Annotated in this window: 17 protein-coding genes; 11 read left to right on the top strand and 6 right to left on the bottom strand. The window is 33.1% G+C overall.

Features of this window, described 5'->3' with window-relative positions; all coding sequences use genetic code 11:
• Nucleotides 1–178 precede the first annotated feature (178 nt).
• The gene (locus tag FDY99_RS21765; RefSeq protein ID WP_139423699.1) at nucleotides 179–502 is read right to left on the bottom strand and encodes a translation initiation factor; all 324 of its coding nucleotides are present in this window, start codon (nucleotides 500–502) and stop codon (nucleotides 179–181) included.
• 340 nt (nucleotides 503–842) lie between these two features.
• Between FDY99_RS21765 and gpmI the strand changes: the two genes are divergently transcribed.
• The 5 genes from gpmI to FDY99_RS21740 all read left to right on the top strand — a co-directional run bounded on the left by gpmI (nucleotide 843) and on the right by FDY99_RS21740 (nucleotide 5,705).
• The gene (gene gpmI, locus FDY99_RS21760) at nucleotides 843–2,384 is read left to right on the top strand and encodes a 2,3-bisphosphoglycerate-independent phosphoglycerate mutase (protein ID WP_139423698.1); all 1,542 of its coding nucleotides are present in this window, start codon (nucleotides 843–845) and stop codon (nucleotides 2,382–2,384) included.
• 150 nt (nucleotides 2,385–2,534) lie between these two features.
• A complete protein-coding gene (locus tag FDY99_RS21755; protein ID WP_074228522.1) occupies nucleotides 2,535–3,515 on the top strand; it encodes an acyl-ACP desaturase in 981 nt (326 codons plus the stop codon).
• Between the two features lie 94 nt (nucleotides 3,516–3,609).
• Complete coding sequence (locus FDY99_RS21750) at nucleotides 3,610–4,041, top strand: BT0820 family HAD-type phosphatase (protein ID WP_074228524.1); 432 nt, start codon at nucleotides 3,610–3,612, stop codon at nucleotides 4,039–4,041.
• 87 nt (nucleotides 4,042–4,128) lie between these two features.
• On the top strand, nucleotides 4,129–4,938 hold the full coding sequence (gene map / locus FDY99_RS21745; RefSeq protein ID WP_115949132.1) for a type I methionyl aminopeptidase: 810 nt from the start codon (nucleotides 4,129–4,131) through the stop codon (nucleotides 4,936–4,938).
• Nucleotides 4,938–5,705 carry a class I SAM-dependent methyltransferase gene (locus FDY99_RS21740; protein ID WP_139423697.1) on the top strand — a complete coding sequence of 256 codons (768 nt, stop codon included), beginning with the start codon at nucleotides 4,938–4,940 and terminating at the stop codon, nucleotides 5,703–5,705. Before map ends, FDY99_RS21740 begins: the two co-directional genes overlap by 1 nt.
• Here the strand turns inward: FDY99_RS21740 and FDY99_RS23470 are convergent.
• The 3 genes from FDY99_RS23470 to FDY99_RS21725 all read right to left on the bottom strand — a co-directional run bounded on the left by FDY99_RS23470 (nucleotide 5,694) and on the right by FDY99_RS21725 (nucleotide 7,562).
• Nucleotides 5,694–6,458, bottom strand: a complete 765-nt coding sequence (locus FDY99_RS23470; RefSeq protein WP_228448890.1) for a T9SS type A sorting domain-containing protein — start codon at nucleotides 6,456–6,458, stop codon at nucleotides 5,694–5,696. The two genes, FDY99_RS21740 and FDY99_RS23470, sit on opposite strands and share 12 nt — an antisense overlap.
• A 41-nt stretch (nucleotides 6,459–6,499) precedes the next feature.
• Nucleotides 6,500–6,826: a DMT family transporter gene (locus FDY99_RS21730; RefSeq protein ID WP_066675715.1), complete on the bottom strand. Its 327-nt coding sequence runs from the start codon at nucleotides 6,824–6,826 to the stop codon at nucleotides 6,500–6,502.
• 172 nt (nucleotides 6,827–6,998) lie between these two features.
• Nucleotides 6,999–7,562 carry a Crp/Fnr family transcriptional regulator gene (locus FDY99_RS21725; protein ID WP_139423696.1) on the bottom strand — a complete coding sequence of 188 codons (564 nt, stop codon included), beginning with the start codon at nucleotides 7,560–7,562 and terminating at the stop codon, nucleotides 6,999–7,001.
• A gap of 263 nt (nucleotides 7,563–7,825) precedes the next feature.
• Between FDY99_RS21725 and era the strand changes: the two genes are divergently transcribed.
• Both era and FDY99_RS21715 read left to right on the top strand, forming a co-directional pair.
• On the top strand, nucleotides 7,826–8,701 hold the full coding sequence (era, locus tag FDY99_RS21720; RefSeq protein ID WP_102981615.1) for a GTPase Era: 876 nt from the start codon (nucleotides 7,826–7,828) through the stop codon (nucleotides 8,699–8,701).
• A gap of 69 nt (nucleotides 8,702–8,770) precedes the next feature.
• On the top strand, nucleotides 8,771–9,199 hold the full coding sequence (locus FDY99_RS21715; RefSeq protein ID WP_139423695.1) for a DoxX family protein: 429 nt from the start codon (nucleotides 8,771–8,773) through the stop codon (nucleotides 9,197–9,199).
• A 117-nt stretch (nucleotides 9,200–9,316) separates the two neighbouring features.
• Here FDY99_RS21715 and fsa read toward each other — a convergent pair whose 3' ends face one another.
• Entirely contained in the window at nucleotides 9,317–9,970 is a 654-nt protein-coding gene (gene fsa / locus FDY99_RS21710; RefSeq protein WP_139423694.1) for a fructose-6-phosphate aldolase, read from the bottom strand.
• Nucleotides 9,971–10,110: 140 nt separating this feature from the next.
• Between fsa and FDY99_RS21705 the strand changes: the two genes are divergently transcribed.
• Nucleotides 10,111–10,596 (top strand): YdeI/OmpD-associated family protein, encoded by a 486-nt coding sequence (locus tag FDY99_RS21705; RefSeq protein WP_139423693.1) that lies wholly within the window; start codon nucleotides 10,111–10,113, stop codon nucleotides 10,594–10,596.
• 35 nt (nucleotides 10,597–10,631) lie between these two features.
• Here the strand turns inward: FDY99_RS21705 and FDY99_RS21700 are convergent, their stop codons facing one another.
• On the bottom strand, nucleotides 10,632–11,189 hold the full coding sequence (locus FDY99_RS21700) for a tetratricopeptide repeat protein (RefSeq protein ID WP_074230197.1): 558 nt from the start codon (nucleotides 11,187–11,189) through the stop codon (nucleotides 10,632–10,634).
• A gap of 187 nt (nucleotides 11,190–11,376) precedes the next feature.
• Here FDY99_RS21700 and pepE point away from each other — a divergent pair, with 187 nt between their 5' ends.
• The 3 genes from pepE to FDY99_RS21685 all read left to right on the top strand — a co-directional run bounded on the left by pepE (nucleotide 11,377) and on the right by FDY99_RS21685 (nucleotide 14,702).
• Nucleotides 11,377–12,069 carry a dipeptidase PepE gene (gene pepE, locus FDY99_RS21695; RefSeq protein ID WP_139423692.1) on the top strand — a complete coding sequence of 231 codons (693 nt, stop codon included), beginning with the start codon at nucleotides 11,377–11,379 and terminating at the stop codon, nucleotides 12,067–12,069.
• Between the two features lie 98 nt (nucleotides 12,070–12,167).
• A complete protein-coding gene (dacB, locus tag FDY99_RS21690; protein ID WP_139423691.1) occupies nucleotides 12,168–13,541 on the top strand; it encodes a D-alanyl-D-alanine carboxypeptidase/D-alanyl-D-alanine endopeptidase in 1,374 nt (457 codons plus the stop codon).
• A 6-nt stretch (nucleotides 13,542–13,547) separates the two neighbouring features.
• Nucleotides 13,548–14,702 carry a sensor histidine kinase gene (locus FDY99_RS21685; RefSeq protein WP_228418587.1) on the top strand — a complete coding sequence of 385 codons (1,155 nt, stop codon included), beginning with the start codon at nucleotides 13,548–13,550 and terminating at the stop codon, nucleotides 14,700–14,702.
• Nucleotides 14,703–14,714: the final 12 nt, after the last annotated feature.

Genomic DNA, 14,714 nt, shown 5'->3' with positions numbered 1-14,714 from the left:
TTAATAATTACACTTTCTCTTTTGCTGTCGTCATGTTCTTTGTCGATGGCAATTTTTTTTATTTATACATTATTAAAAATAATTTCCTGAAAATATTTATGCCTGCTTTTCAGTTTTAAAACTTGAATTCATACTGTAAACTATCACCTATCAACTGCAACCTAAAACCTAATATAATCTATCCGCCGACTCTTTTAGTTTTATAACCCAAATCTTTTAGAATCGCCATAATTTTATCACGGTTATCTCCCTGAATAATAATTGTTCCGTCTTTTTCAGAACCACCGATTCCCAAAGTGGTTTTTATTTTTTTTGAAATCTTTTTCAAATCGTCTTCACTGCCTTGCCAACCTTCTACAATAGTTACAGGTTTTCCGTTTCTGCCTTTCTTTTCAAATTTACAAACCAGAGGTTCTTTCTGCTTAAATTCTTCTTCGGGCATTTGAAAATCCTGCTCTTCATGCTCAGGAAAAAGGTTTTTTAGTTGGTCTCTTAAATCCATAAAACAAAATTAAAAATAATATTTATAATTCGGGATAATTTAATTTCAATCCTAAATATCATTTAAAAAAAAACTGATTTTCTCTGATCTATTATAAATGAAAATTCTTAGAATTCTTCGCCTTTGCGAACTTAATAACAGTTAGTTCTTAAAAAAAATCTTAGCGACCTTTGCGTTAAAATTAAGTATTATAATCAATAACGAATAATCAATAAGAATTCTAAGTTAGATTGACTATTTGGAATAGTTTCCTTTAAACTTTTAAGGAAAATTTAAACCTTGAAAATTCTTCAATTCACTTTAAAATCAATAAATTTGTTTGTTTAAAAATCAAATTAAAATGTCTAAAAAAGCAATATTGGCAATACTTGACGGATGGGGTTTGGGAACAAATCCTGAAGTTTCTGCATTAGCTCAAGCAAATACACCATTCATAGATAGCTGTTATCAAAAATTTCCACATACAACTTTAGAAGCGAGCGGTTTGGCAGTTGGTCTTCCGGCCGGACAAATGGGGAATTCTGAAGTAGGACACATGAATTTGGGAGCAGGTAGAGTAGTATACCAGAATTTGGTAAAACTAAATATGGCTGTCGAAAATGGAACTTTAGGACAGGAAAAAGTAATTCAGGAGGCTTTTGCTTATGCCAAAAGAGAAAATAAAAATGTACACTTTATCGGTTTGGTTTCCAACGGTGGAGTACATTCACATATCAATCATTTAAAAGGACTTTTGTCTGCGGCAAAAGATTTTGGTTTAAATGAAAATGTTTACGTTCATGCTTTTACAGACGGTAGAGATTGCGATCCGCATTCAGGTTTAGGATTTATTGAAGAATTGCAGGAACACATGAGTCACACAACCGGAAAAGTAGCTTCTGTTATCGGAAGATATTACGCAATGGATCGTGACAGAAGATGGGAACGTGTAAAATTAGCTTACGACGCAATGGTTGAAGGAGTTGGTTTGCAGACAACCAATGCACTTGCAGCAATCAAAGCATCTTATGACAAAAATGTTACCGATGAATTCATCAAACCAATTATTTTGGTTAAAGAAACACAGATTGGAAACGTTGTTCCTGTAGGAAAAATCGTTGATAATGATGTAGTGATTTGCTTTAATTTCCGTACAGACAGAGGTCGTGAGATTACAGAAGTTCTTTGTCAGCACGATATGCCTGAATATTTCATGCGAAAGCTGAATCTTCATTATGTTACGCTAACCAATTATGATAAAACGTATCAAAACGTAAACGTCGTTTTTGACGAAGAAGTTTTAAAAGATACAATGGGTGAAGTTTTAGAAAGAAACGGAAAAACTCAGATCAGAATTGCTGAAACTGAAAAATACCCTCACGTTACGTTTTTCTTTTCAGGAGGTCGTGAAGAAGAATTTCATGGCGAAAAAAGATTGCTTTGTCCAAGCCCGAAAGATGTACCAACTTACGATTTAAAGCCTGAAATGTCGGCTTATGATATTACTAATGCAATTTTACCTGAACTGGAAAATGAAACTGCTGATTTTGTATGTTTAAACTTTGCAAATACCGATATGGTAGGTCACACCGGAGTTTTTGAAGCAGCAGTAAAAGCAGCCGAAACGGTAGATAAATGCATCGAAAAAGTTGCAACAATGGGTTACGAACACGGTTATGCCGTTTTTATTTTGGCAGATCATGGTAATTCTGATGTTATGATTAATTCAGATGGTTCTCCAAATACGCAGCATTCAACCAATTTAGTTCCTTTAATTGTGATGGATAAAGATAAAAAATGGGAATTGAAACCAGGAAAATTAGGAGACATGGCGCCAACAATTTTATCGGTAATGGGTGTAGAAATTCCTGCAATTATGACAGGAGATGTTTTAGTGAGCTAAAAGTGAAATAATATTATCAAAAAAATACCGTTATCATAGTGATAGCGGTATTTTTTATGATTTATGTCAGAAATAGTATGACTTACATATTATATTATGTCACAAATAACAAATAAACCTTATCTTTGTAAATTATAAATATATTATTTGATGTATAATGCTCTCGTAAGAAAAGAAGTAATGGGTATTTTGGAAAAGGAAGTTGGTTCTTTTCTCGATAAGTTTTTGACTCCAATTGAGAAAATTTGGCAGCCTTCAGATTATTTACCAGATCCTTCTAGTTCTGATTTTAAACATGACTTAGAAGAAATTCAAACTTTCGCTCAAGAAATGCCTTATGATCTTTTTGTAACATTGATTGGGGATTGTATTACTGAAGAAGCATTACCTTCTTACGAATCTTGGCTAATGAGCGTTGACGGAATTGATCAGGAAAAAAGCGGACCAACTTGGGCAAGCTGGATCAGATCTTGGACTGCCGAAGAAAACAGACACGGTGATTTACTTGGAAAATATCTGTATTTATGTGGTAGAGTAAACATGAGACAGATGGAAATTACCACCCAATATCTTATTAGTGATGGTTTTGACATCGGAACAAGTATGGATCCTTACAGAAACTTTATCTACACAAGTTTTCAGGAAACAGCAACCAACGTTTCGCATAGAAGAGTAGGTACTTTGGCAAAACAAACTGGTAACGGAAAATTAGCAAAAATGTGTGGTGTAATTGCAGCAGATGAAGCAAGACACGCAAAAGCTTACAAGCATTTCGTAGCAAAAATTTTAGAATTAGATCCTTCGGAAATGATTTTAGCATTTGAAGACATGATGCGTAAAAAAATCGTTATGCCGGCTCACATGATGAGACAATCTGGTCAGAAAGCGGGTGAACTTTGGGGACATTTCTCAGATGCAGCACAAAGATGCATGGTTTACACAGGTCAGGATTATATCAATATCATGAAAGACCTTCTTGACGAATGGAAAATTGAGCATATTACGGGTCTTACAGAAAAGGCAGAAAAAGCTCAGGAATATCTGATGAAGCTTCCATCAAGATTACAGAAAATTACAGATAGAATTTCTACTCCAGATTTGCAGTTTGAATTCAACTGGGTTAAAAAATAATTAGATTTTAACAATAAATTATAAATTGAAGTGTCGGAGTTTTTCGGCACTTTTTATTTATTTAGTATCTTTGCCCAGCTAAAAACGCAACAAAATGTTAAATAATAAAAAAATTGCTGTTGATTTTGACGGAACTATCGTAGATGACGCATATCCTGCAATTGGAAAAACTAAGATTTTCGCTTTCGAAACACTTAAAAAACTTCAGGCTCAAGGTTTTAGACTGATACTTTGGACGTACAGACATGGTAAGACTTTGGATGAAGCTGTAGAGTTTTGCAGACAGAACGGTATTGAGTTTTATGCAGTTAACTCAAGTTTTGAAGGAGAAGTTTTTGATGCTGAAACTCAGTCTAGAAAATTGGATGCAGATTGGTTTATTGACGACAGAAACTTAGGCGGTTTTCCAGGTTGGGGCGAAATTTACAATATCATCAACGAAAGAATTGAGTTTCGTGTAGAAGGGAAAGAGGTTTTAGCATATTCAAAACTGAAAAAAGAAAAGAAAAAAGGATTATTCTGGTAGAAGAATAAATCTAACAATATAGCAGTGTAGCAATTTACCAATGATAATTGTTACATTGTCAAACTTTTAAATTGTTACATTAATTACATGATTCAATTAAAAACAATAGACGAGCTTCGTCTTATGAAAGAAAGTGCCCAATTGGTTTCCAGAACGTTAGGAATGTTGGCAAAAGAAATCAAACCGGGAATTACTACTTTATATTTAGATAAATTAGCACACGATTTTATTAAAGATCACGGTGCCGAACCTGCATTTTTAGGATACGGAGGTTTTCCAAATTCTTTGTGTATTTCACCAAACGAACAAGTAGTTCACGGTTTTCCAAATAAAGAAGAGATCAAAGAAGGCGATGTACTTTCTGTAGATTGTGGCGCTATTCTTAACGGTTATGTTGGTGATCACGCCTATACTTTTGAAATCGGTGAAGTAAAACCTGAAACCAAAAAATTACTGAAAGTTGCTAAAGAATCTCTTTACAAAGGAATTGAGCAATGCATCAGAGGAAAAAGAATCGGTGATATTTCTCACGCTATTCAAAAACATTGCGAAAAAGAAGGGTACGGAGTTGTGAAAGAGCTTGTTGGTCACGGTTTAGGAAAGAAAATGCATGAAGATCCTCAAGTTCCGAATTACGGAAAACAGGGAAGCGGAAAAGTAATTAAAGACGGTTTGGCAATTGCTATCGAGCCGATGATTAATTTAGGTACTGAAAAAGTAAAATTCCATAATGATGGATGGACTGTTACAACATTAGACAATCAACCTTCTGCACACTTCGAGCATGATGTTTGTGTCATCAACGGTAAACCTGTTTTATTATCAACTTTCAAATATATTTACGATGCTTTGGGTATTGTAAGTGATGAAGAAAAGCCATTTCAATTGGATTTTTAATGAAAAAGCTGACTAAGTTTTTATTAAATAAAATCCCTCGTCCGATGCTTATCAAGATGAGTATTTGGGCGCGTCCGTTGATCTATCAGTTTTTTAAAGGGGATAAATTTTACGATCCTATCGATGGAAGATCTTACCGAAAGTTTTTACCTTACGGATACGGAAAGCAAAGAGAGAACGCGTTGTCTCCGGGAACTTTAAGTCTCGAAAGGCATCGTCAAATGTATCTGTACCTTCAGAATGAAACCGATTTTTTCATTAAAAATTATAAAGTTCTGCATATTGCTCCCGAACAGGAATTTTTGAGAAAATTTAAAAGAATGAGTAATCTCAACTATATTTCAGCCGATTTATATTCACCGATTGTAGATGTGAAAGCTGATATTTTAGATTTACCTTTTGAAAATGAAAGTTTTGACATTATCTTTTGTAATCATGTTTTAGAACATATTCAGGATGATGCAAAAGCAATGAGCGAATTATACAGAGTAATGAAACCGGGAGGCTGGGGAATTCTTCAGGTTCCGATGAAAAATTCTTTGGAAAAAACCTATGAAGATTTCACTATAAAAGATCCAAAAGAAAGGCAAAAACACTTCGGACAGTACGATCATGTTCGTTGGTACGGAATGGATTATTTTGACCGACTTAAAGATGCTGGTTTTGAAGTTGAAGCTAATTTTTATTCACAACAATTTTCTGATGCAGAAATAAAAAAATATGGTTTACGACTCAACGAAATTTTACCCATCGTTTTAAAGAAATAAAAAAACGGCTTCAGATTCTGAAGCCGTTTTTTTATTATAAGCTGAAAATTTATTTTTTAATAAAAATTCTGGTTTAAAGTTTTCTACACTTAAAATATATTGTCCGGTTGCAAAACTGCTCACATCTATTTTTAAAGTTTTATCCGATGTTAATGTTTCAAATAAAACCTTCCCTGAAAGATCATTAATCTTCAACTTTAAGTTTTTTTCTACATTGTCTATGATAACAAAATCCGTAGAAGGATTTGGGTATAATTTGAAAGCTTTTTTAATATTATTCTCCTTTGTACCTAAAAATGAATTATTATAATAAATTTTGTTACCTGTAACAGTATTTGTAAAAATGAGTGTTTTTGAACTTCCATTGTTTACAATTTCATAATTAAAAACACTTCCAGTCGGAGTATTCATAATGTAGAAATCACAATTTTGTTGGTCGTAATCCCTAACTGCGGTTTGATTTATTCCTACGTATTGCATCAATGTACATGCACCTCCGTTTGTTATAAAACTATCTTGTATGGTCGAAAAATTCATACTAATTACTGCCGAATTAAAATACTTAGAACTAAAAGAATTAGGTGTCCCTAGTTGATAAAATAACGACTTTTCAAGATTAATATTCATAGCAGGAGTAACTGTCGTTTGTCCGTTCATTACAATTTGGGAGATGTACCAATCATTATTAAAAAGATCAGCGTTTTGCCCAAACAATGTGCAGCTGATAAACAGGAAAAGTAGTTTTGTTCTCATATAATAGTTTTTCCCAAATATAAGAAATAAACCATTTACTTTTAATGAGAAACCGCTTTTAAGCCGATAACAGAACCAATCAATGTTGAAATGAAGAATATTCTCCAGAAACTTGCAGGATCTTTAAACACTAAAATTCCTACTAGAGCTGTTCCTACAGCTCCAATTCCGGTCCAGACTGCATAAGCAGTTCCGATAGGCAAAGTTTCTGTGGCTTTGATGAGCAAAAGCATACTGATGGTGAGACAAACCAAAAATCCTCCAAACCACCAATACATCTCGTTTCCGGTGGTTTCTTTTACTTTTCCGAGGCATGATGCAAAAGCAACCTCAAAAATTCCTGCGATAATTAAAATAATCCAGTTCATTACTATTTAATTTTATACCGCAAAATTGAGGCTTTAAAGTGAAATAAAATTTTACAAATGTTAAAAAATGAAATTTATTTTAATAATGGCAATAAAAAACCCCTCGCAGATTTAGCTAATTAAACAAATTTTTATCTGCGTCATCTGCTCAATCTGCGAGAATAATTTAATACTATTTAATTTCCGCACGAATTCTACTCAAACTAACCTGTGTAATTCCTAAATAAGAGGCAATATGACCCAACTGAACTCGCTGCAAGAGATAAGGCTTTTCTTTCAGCAAGTCTTTATACCTTTCAAGTGCCGTTTTATATTGCCGAGAAATAATCAGTTCTTCCGTTTTTACGAGTTCCCTTTCTGCAAACTTCCGTCCCCAATTTGCAATATGAATGTCTTCATGATAAAGATTTTTTAACTTTTCAGTTTCAAGTCTGTAAAATTCACAGTCTTCCAAAAGTTCTATATTTTCATAGCCTGGTTTTTCATCCACATAACTTTTCATAGAAACAACAGGTTCGCCTTCAGTCCCAAACCAAAAAGTAATATCATTATTTTCTGTAGAAGCATAAGCGCGAACAATTCCTTTCTTTAAAAAATAAATATAAGGAATCACTTTGTTGGCTTCCATCAGGCAAAATCCTTTAGGATAGCTAACTTCGGAAATATGTTGTACCAAACTTTCTTTTGAAGCTTGAGGAAGTGAGTAAATAGTATCTATAATCTCTTTAATATTCATTAGAATAATTGTTTGGAATTAACAGCGAAGGTTTCCAATTTTATAATCATTATTAAATAGCTGAATTAAATCGAAAATATAATGAAGTCAAACGTCTTTACAGTCTTAAAAGTATTTAGTTTAATAAAAACTCTGCAGTCTGTATTCATTAAATTTAGTTCAAAAATAATCTTTTTTAGGCATCTAATTTTCAATATTGGCCGAAAGACCAGTTTTGTTTTACTAACTTTGCAAATCGTAACAAAACGAATTAATACTTTTATATGCACAAAGCAGGATTTGTAAATATCGTTGGAAAGCCGAATGCCGGAAAATCTACCCTTCTGAATCAGTTGATGGGAGAGAAGTTGGCAATTGTAACGCAAAAGGCTCAGACAACACGACATAGAATTTTTGGAATTTATAATGAAGAAGACTTACAGATTGTATTTTCTGATACTCCGGGAGTTTTAGATCCAAAATATGGTTTGCAGGAAAAAATGATGGATTTTGTAAAAGATTCTTTACAGGATGCAGACGTTTTCCTTTTCATTGTAGATGTTACCGATAAAGCCCAACCATCAGAATTTTTAATTGATAAACTAAATAAAATTCCGGTACCGGTTTTATTATTATTGAATAAAGTTGACCAAACTAATCAGGAAGGTCTTGAGAAACTGGTTTCAGAATGGCATGAGAGAATTCCTAAGGCAGAAATCCTTCCTATTTCAGCTTTAAATGCTTTCAACACCGAAATTATTTTACCTAAATTAAAATCGATGTTGCCAGAAAGTCCGGCGTATTATGACAAAGATATGTACACCGACAAACCTGAACGTTTCTTTGTAAACGAAGCCATCAGAGAGAAAATTCTTTTGAATTATGAAAAAGAAATTCCTTATTCTGTGGAAGTGGTAACCGAAATGTTTAAAGAAAAAGAAGGCATTATCTTCATCGATTCTATTATTTATGTAGAAAGAGATACCCAAAAAGGGATCATTATCGGTCATAAAGGTGAAGCTATCAAAAAAGTAGGAACAGAAGCAAGAATTGATCTGGAAAAGTTTTTCTCTAAAAAAATTCACTTAAATCTTTTTGTAAAAGTGAAAAAAGACTGGCGAAAAAATGACAGAGATTTGAAAAATTTTGGATACAGATAGACTAAAACGTCTCTATTCATCGTTGTATTAACGGATATTTTTGTTATCTTTAGTTTAAATTTTCAATCAATGAGCTATTCAAACACAAAGGCGAATCCTGTAATTTTTGATATTGTACTATTTCTTGTAAGACTATTTATAGGCTTTGCGATGATTTCGCACGGTTTTCCCAAACTTCAAACATTAATTGACGGTGGTGAAATTCAGTTCTACGACTTTTTAGGTTTAGGTCCGCAAATCTCTTTAGGATTAACGGTCTTTGCTGAATTTGTGTGTTCTATTTTTCTTATTTTAGGTCTGTTTACAAGAGTTGCAGCAGGATTTTTAATCTTTACAATGGGTTTTGCTGCCTTTGTAGTTCATGGCGCCGATGGTTTTGATAAACGAGAATTAAGCTTATTGTATCTTTCAATTTACCTGATCATTATTACATTTGGAGCAGGAAGATTTTCAATTGATGGAATGATCGAAAAACGCAGAAGAGCCTCAGATTGGTAAAGTCAATTTGATATAAAATAAAATCCCGAAACATTTTGTTCCGGGATTTTTTATGTGAATTTGAAATATTTTATTCAATAAACGAATATCAAATCTCAAACTTCAGATTTCAAATTCTTACGCCAATTTTTGAGAATCTGCAACAAACTGAGCCAAACCGCTGTCTGTTAAAGGATGTTTCAATAAACTCAAGATTGGAGGAAGTGGTGAAGTGATAACGTCTGCACCAATTTTTGCACAGTCAATAATATGCATTGAATGACGGATAGAAGCTGCTAAAATTTCAGTATCGTACATATAATTATCAAAAATCAATCTGATTTCCTGAATTAAATTTAAACCGTCTGTTGTAATATCATCTAATCTTCCCAAGAACGGAGAAACATAAGTTGCACCAGCTTTAGCCGCTAAAAGAGCCTGTCCTGGAGAGAAAATCAAAGTACAGTTAGTTTTGATTCCTTTGTCTGAAAAATATTTCAAAGCTTTGATACCGTCTTTGATCATTGGGATTTTTACCACAATATTTGGGTGAATTGCAGCCAATTCATCACCTTCTTTGATCATTTCTTCGTACGTTGTAGAAAGTACTTCAGCAGAAATATCTCCATCTACAATCTCGCAAATTGCTTTGTAATGATTTTTGATTGCTTCAGCTCCCCGAATTCCTTCTTTAGCCATCAATGATGGGTTGGTTGTTACACCATCTAAAATTCCAAGGTCTTTCGCTTCTTTAATTTGCTCTAAATTAGCAGTGTCAATAAAAAATTTCATTTTGTTTAAATAGATTTATTTCCGCAAAGATAAACATTCCATTTTGAATTATCAGTTACGAGATTTGAGTTTCGAGGGTTGCTTATTGCATCATTCGACACGAACCCTGCAACTCGGATCAAATTTATAACTTTGAAAATATGAAAAACCAATTCACCGCAAAGCTCGAAATCATAGGAATTAATCCTTTTGTTTTTCTTCCTGATGAAGTTTTAAATGAAATATTTGAAACTTCAGGAAAGAATAAAAGCCCGATTCCTGTGAAAGGAACTGTAAACGGTAAAGAATTCAGACAAAATTTAATGAAATATTTAGGAGAATGGCGGTTATATATTAATTTAACCATGCTAAAAGATTCTCCGAAAAGAATTGGTGAAATGCTTGAAATTTTTGTGGAATTTGATAATTCAGACCGAACGATTTCAATTCATCCGGATTTAGAAAAAGCAATTAGAGAAAATCGTATTGCTTTACAAAATTTTGAAAACCTCATTCCTTCAAGAAGATTGGAGTTGATCCGTTACATTAATAATTTAAAGACCGAAGCAAGCATCCAAAGAAATATTGAGAAAATCATTCGATATTTAACTGGCGAAACAGACTTTTTCGGAAAGACAATCAAATAAAAAACCGAAGAAAATAAATTCTCCGGTTTTTATCTTTATGAATTAAGAGCCTGACTCAATTTTACAGCTTCCTGATTAGTAGGATCATACTGTATTGATTTTGCAATATGCTCTTTAGCTTTATTTGGATTGTCTTTTTGTTCGCTAAATGCGATGTAATAATAAGCATAAGCAAGATTTTTCTTACTTGCCTCAATCTCTTCCGGTTTTACGGTAGCAATGTATTTTTCATAAGAAAGTTTAGCATTTACATCATCTTTAGCCGATTGATAAGAATAGGCCTGACTGTAATAAGATGGAGCCCAATCTGGTAACAACACGGAAATTTTTTTCCATGTAGCAATTGCGTTTTGCCAATCTGTAGCATCCTGATAAGCAGTAGCTAATTTAGCAAGAGATTCTGCATCTTTAGGATTGGCTTCAACCTGTTTTTTTAATCCCTCAATCACAGGATTTGTTTGTACCTGAGTTGTAGAAGCAGTAACTTTTACACTGTCAGTTTTTGGTGAAGTCTGGGCAACAAGAGCACCTGTACTTCCTATCATCATTAAACCTACAAATAATTGCTTAGTATTAATTTTAATCGTTTTCATATTTCTTACATTTTTAAAATTGTAAATAGTGAAGTTCAAGAATAATTCCATTAAAAGAAAAGTTTTAGAACTCTTAAGTTTTTTTTGAAGGTATTAACAGTTATCAGACTTTTTTTAGCGTATTTTTTGATTCTTACCTTGTTTGAGTTTATCTTTGTTTCATTACAAACCTATTATTTTTCATCTTATGAATGTATTATTAGCCTCAACATCTACACTTTTTGGCGGAGAATATCTTGAATATTTAAAAGAAGAACTTATTGATTTATATAAAGGAATTGATGAAATCATTTTCATTCCATTCGCAAGACCCGGTGGAATTTCACATGACGATTACACTTCAAAAGCACAGTCTTTTTTTGAAACCATCAATATTAAAGTAAAAGGTTTACACGAATTTGATAATAAAATCGAAGCTTTGCATTCAGCGAAAGGATATTTTACAGGTGGTGGAAACACTTTTTTATTGGTTAAAACTTTGCATGAAGAAAACCTGATGTCTATTTTAAAACAAAACATCGAAACCGGAAAGGCATATTTAGGCTGCAGCGCAGGAAGTAATATTGGCGGACAAAATATGAAAACAACGAATGATATGCCGATTGTTTATCCTCCAAGTTTTGAATGTATGGGATTGGTTCCTTTCAATCTTAATCCACATTATTTAGATCCAAATCCAGATTTGAAACATAACGGAGAAACAAGAGAAACAAGAATTAAAGAATTTTTAACGCAAAACGACACTAAAGTTATAGGACTTCGCGAAGGAAACTGGATCAGAAGAATTGGCAATAAAATTACCGTGGAAGGAAATGAATTGACAAGAATTTTTGAAAAAGGAATAGAGCCTTACGAAATTAAAGCAGGAAGCGAACTTTAATTCTTATTTTTGAATACTACTCAAATAATTTAATATTATTAGCGTTGTCATGCTGAGCGGAGTCGAAGCATTCTGTAAAGCTTTTTAATAAATATCAAATGAAAAAAACTTTTGTATTTCTTACACTTTCCACACAAATTATTTTTGCTCAAAATATTTCGCAGAAATTAGATGATGCCACAAAAAATCTAATGAATTCTTCTTTGGCAATTTCATCCAATTTATCTTTTTATGTTGCTGATGAAAGCGGAAATCTTGTGTATGAATTTCAGGGAAATAAAGGATTATCTACTGCTTCAACACAGAAAATTTTCACCGCTGCGGCAGCTTTGGAAACTTTAGGCAAAAACTATACGTACAAAACAACATCATCCTATTCAGGAACGATTTCTAATGGAAATTTAAATGGAAATCTTTTTATCACTTCAAACGGCGATCCTACTTTGGGAAGCTGGAGATACGAAGGTTACAAACCCGAAAATTTCAAACAAAAACTGATTGAAGCAGTCAAAAAATCAGGAATTACAAAAATTTCTGGCGATTTGGTGATTGATGATTCTTATTTTGACCATCAAACCATTCCCGGAGGTTGGCCGTGGGACGATTTGGGAAATTATTACGGAGCCGGAGTTTGGGGTGTAAACTGGCGTGAAAACCAATTTGACATTAATATCAACGGGAATGATTTTAAAAGTTTTTCTTATCCTTTAGAAAACGTAAAATGGCTGAATGATTTAAAAGCTGCAGGAAATTCAGATCAAAGTTTAATTTTTACCGCACCGCATTCTAACGTCGCTTTAATCAACGGAAGTTTACCTGCAGGAAAAGTAACGACAGTTTCAGGTTCTGTTCCGAATCCACCTTTGCAATTGGGTGTGGAAGTTCAGAAATGGCTGAAGGAATCTGGTATTGATTTTTCAGGAAAAGTGTTGACCAATTCTCAATTAGAAATAGAAGGTAAAAACACGTTAGAAACTCCAAAAAACAATATTATTCTTACTTACGAATCGCCAACTTTAGATAAAATTGTGTATTGGTTTCTGAGAAAATCGGTGAATTTATATGGAGAAAATTTAATTAAAACTTTAGGCAAAGAGAAAAAAGGAAATCCAGGTTTTAAAAGTGGAATTGCATACTTAAAAGAATTCTGGAAATCTAAAGGAATTAATTCTAATATGATCAATTTTGCTGACGGGAGCGGACTTTCTCCTCAAAATTATGTCTCGGCAAAAGCGGAAGTTCAGGCATTATTGTATGCTAAAAAACAATCTTGGTCTGATTCTTATTACGATGGATTTCCCAATCAGGACAACGGCATGAAAATGAAAAGCGGAACAATGCGTGACACAAAATCATATGCAGGTTATCATACTTCAAAAGATGGAAAAAAGTATTTATATTCAATTATTATTAACAATTATCAGGGAAGCGGAAGTACAGAACTGCAGAAGATTTTGAATATTTTAAAATAAATAAAATTGAAAAAAAGATCCATATTTTCCAGATTCAACAACTGGTTTATTTTTTCTTTGATGACTTTGGTAGTTATCGCTATTGTGATTTCTTCCACTTTGGTTATCAATTATTTGAAGAAAGAAGAAGTAAAGAGAGTTGATATTTTGGTGAAAGCTATAAAATTTCAGCAGGATATGACTCCGAGTTTAGAAGTTCAGGAATTGCTTCTTGCTATTTATAGTTCAAACACAACTATTCCTGTGATTATTTTGGATAAAAATGATCAAGTTATTGAATATAAACATCTACCAAAAGAATTTGGAACTAATCCGGATGATATTGTTGCTTTAGCAAAAAAAATGGAGAAAAAATATCCCGCAATTGAAATAAAAGTTCAAGGCGGAAATGACCAGTTTGTTTATTATGACAACTCTATAATGCTTAATAATCTACAGTATTCTCCATTTTTACTGGGATTTTTTGTACTGTGTTATTTCTTGTTTTCCTTCTGGTTTTTAAGGACAGTTAAAAAAACCGACGAAGGTTATCTTTGGGCAGGATTAGCAAAAGAAACCGCCCATCAAATCGGAACTCCATTATCATCTATGATGGGCTGGATGGAAATTATGAAGCTTGAAAACCCCGATTCAGATGGCGTTATCGAAATAGAAAAAGACATTGAAAGACTGAGAACAATCTCCGAAAGATTCTCGAAAATTGGTTCAGTTCCTGAATTAAATGACACCAATTTTAATGAAACCATTAAAGAGAATTATGATTATCTGAAAACAAGAATTTCAAGAAAGATAGATTTTACACTTCTGCTTCCAACATACAATATTTTGGTTCCGCACAATAAAATCCTGATGAGCTGGGTGATTGAAAACCTCGTGAAAAATGCAGTTGACGCAATGAAAGGTGAAGGAACTTTGCAGATGTCGGTTTTCGAACGCAACAAAAATATTTTGGTAGAAGTAAAAGACAACGGAAGCGGAATGACAAAATATCAGGCACAAAATGCTTTTAAACCTGGATATTCCACGAAAAAACGCGGTTGGGGATTAGGTTTAAGTTTAGCCAAAAGGGTAGTGCAGGAATATCATAATGGTGATATTAGGATTTCTCAAACCGAAGTAGGAAAAGGAACTACTTTTAGAATTGTGATCAGAAAAGCATAAATCATTATCATT

Origin of the sequence: Chryseobacterium mulctrae (genome assembly GCF_006175945.1) — a bacterium.
GTDB lineage: Bacteria > Bacteroidota > Bacteroidia > Flavobacteriales > Weeksellaceae > Chryseobacterium > Chryseobacterium mulctrae.
Note: the sequence above shows the minus strand (reverse complement) of the source record. Positions and strands in the feature narration are given on the sequence as shown.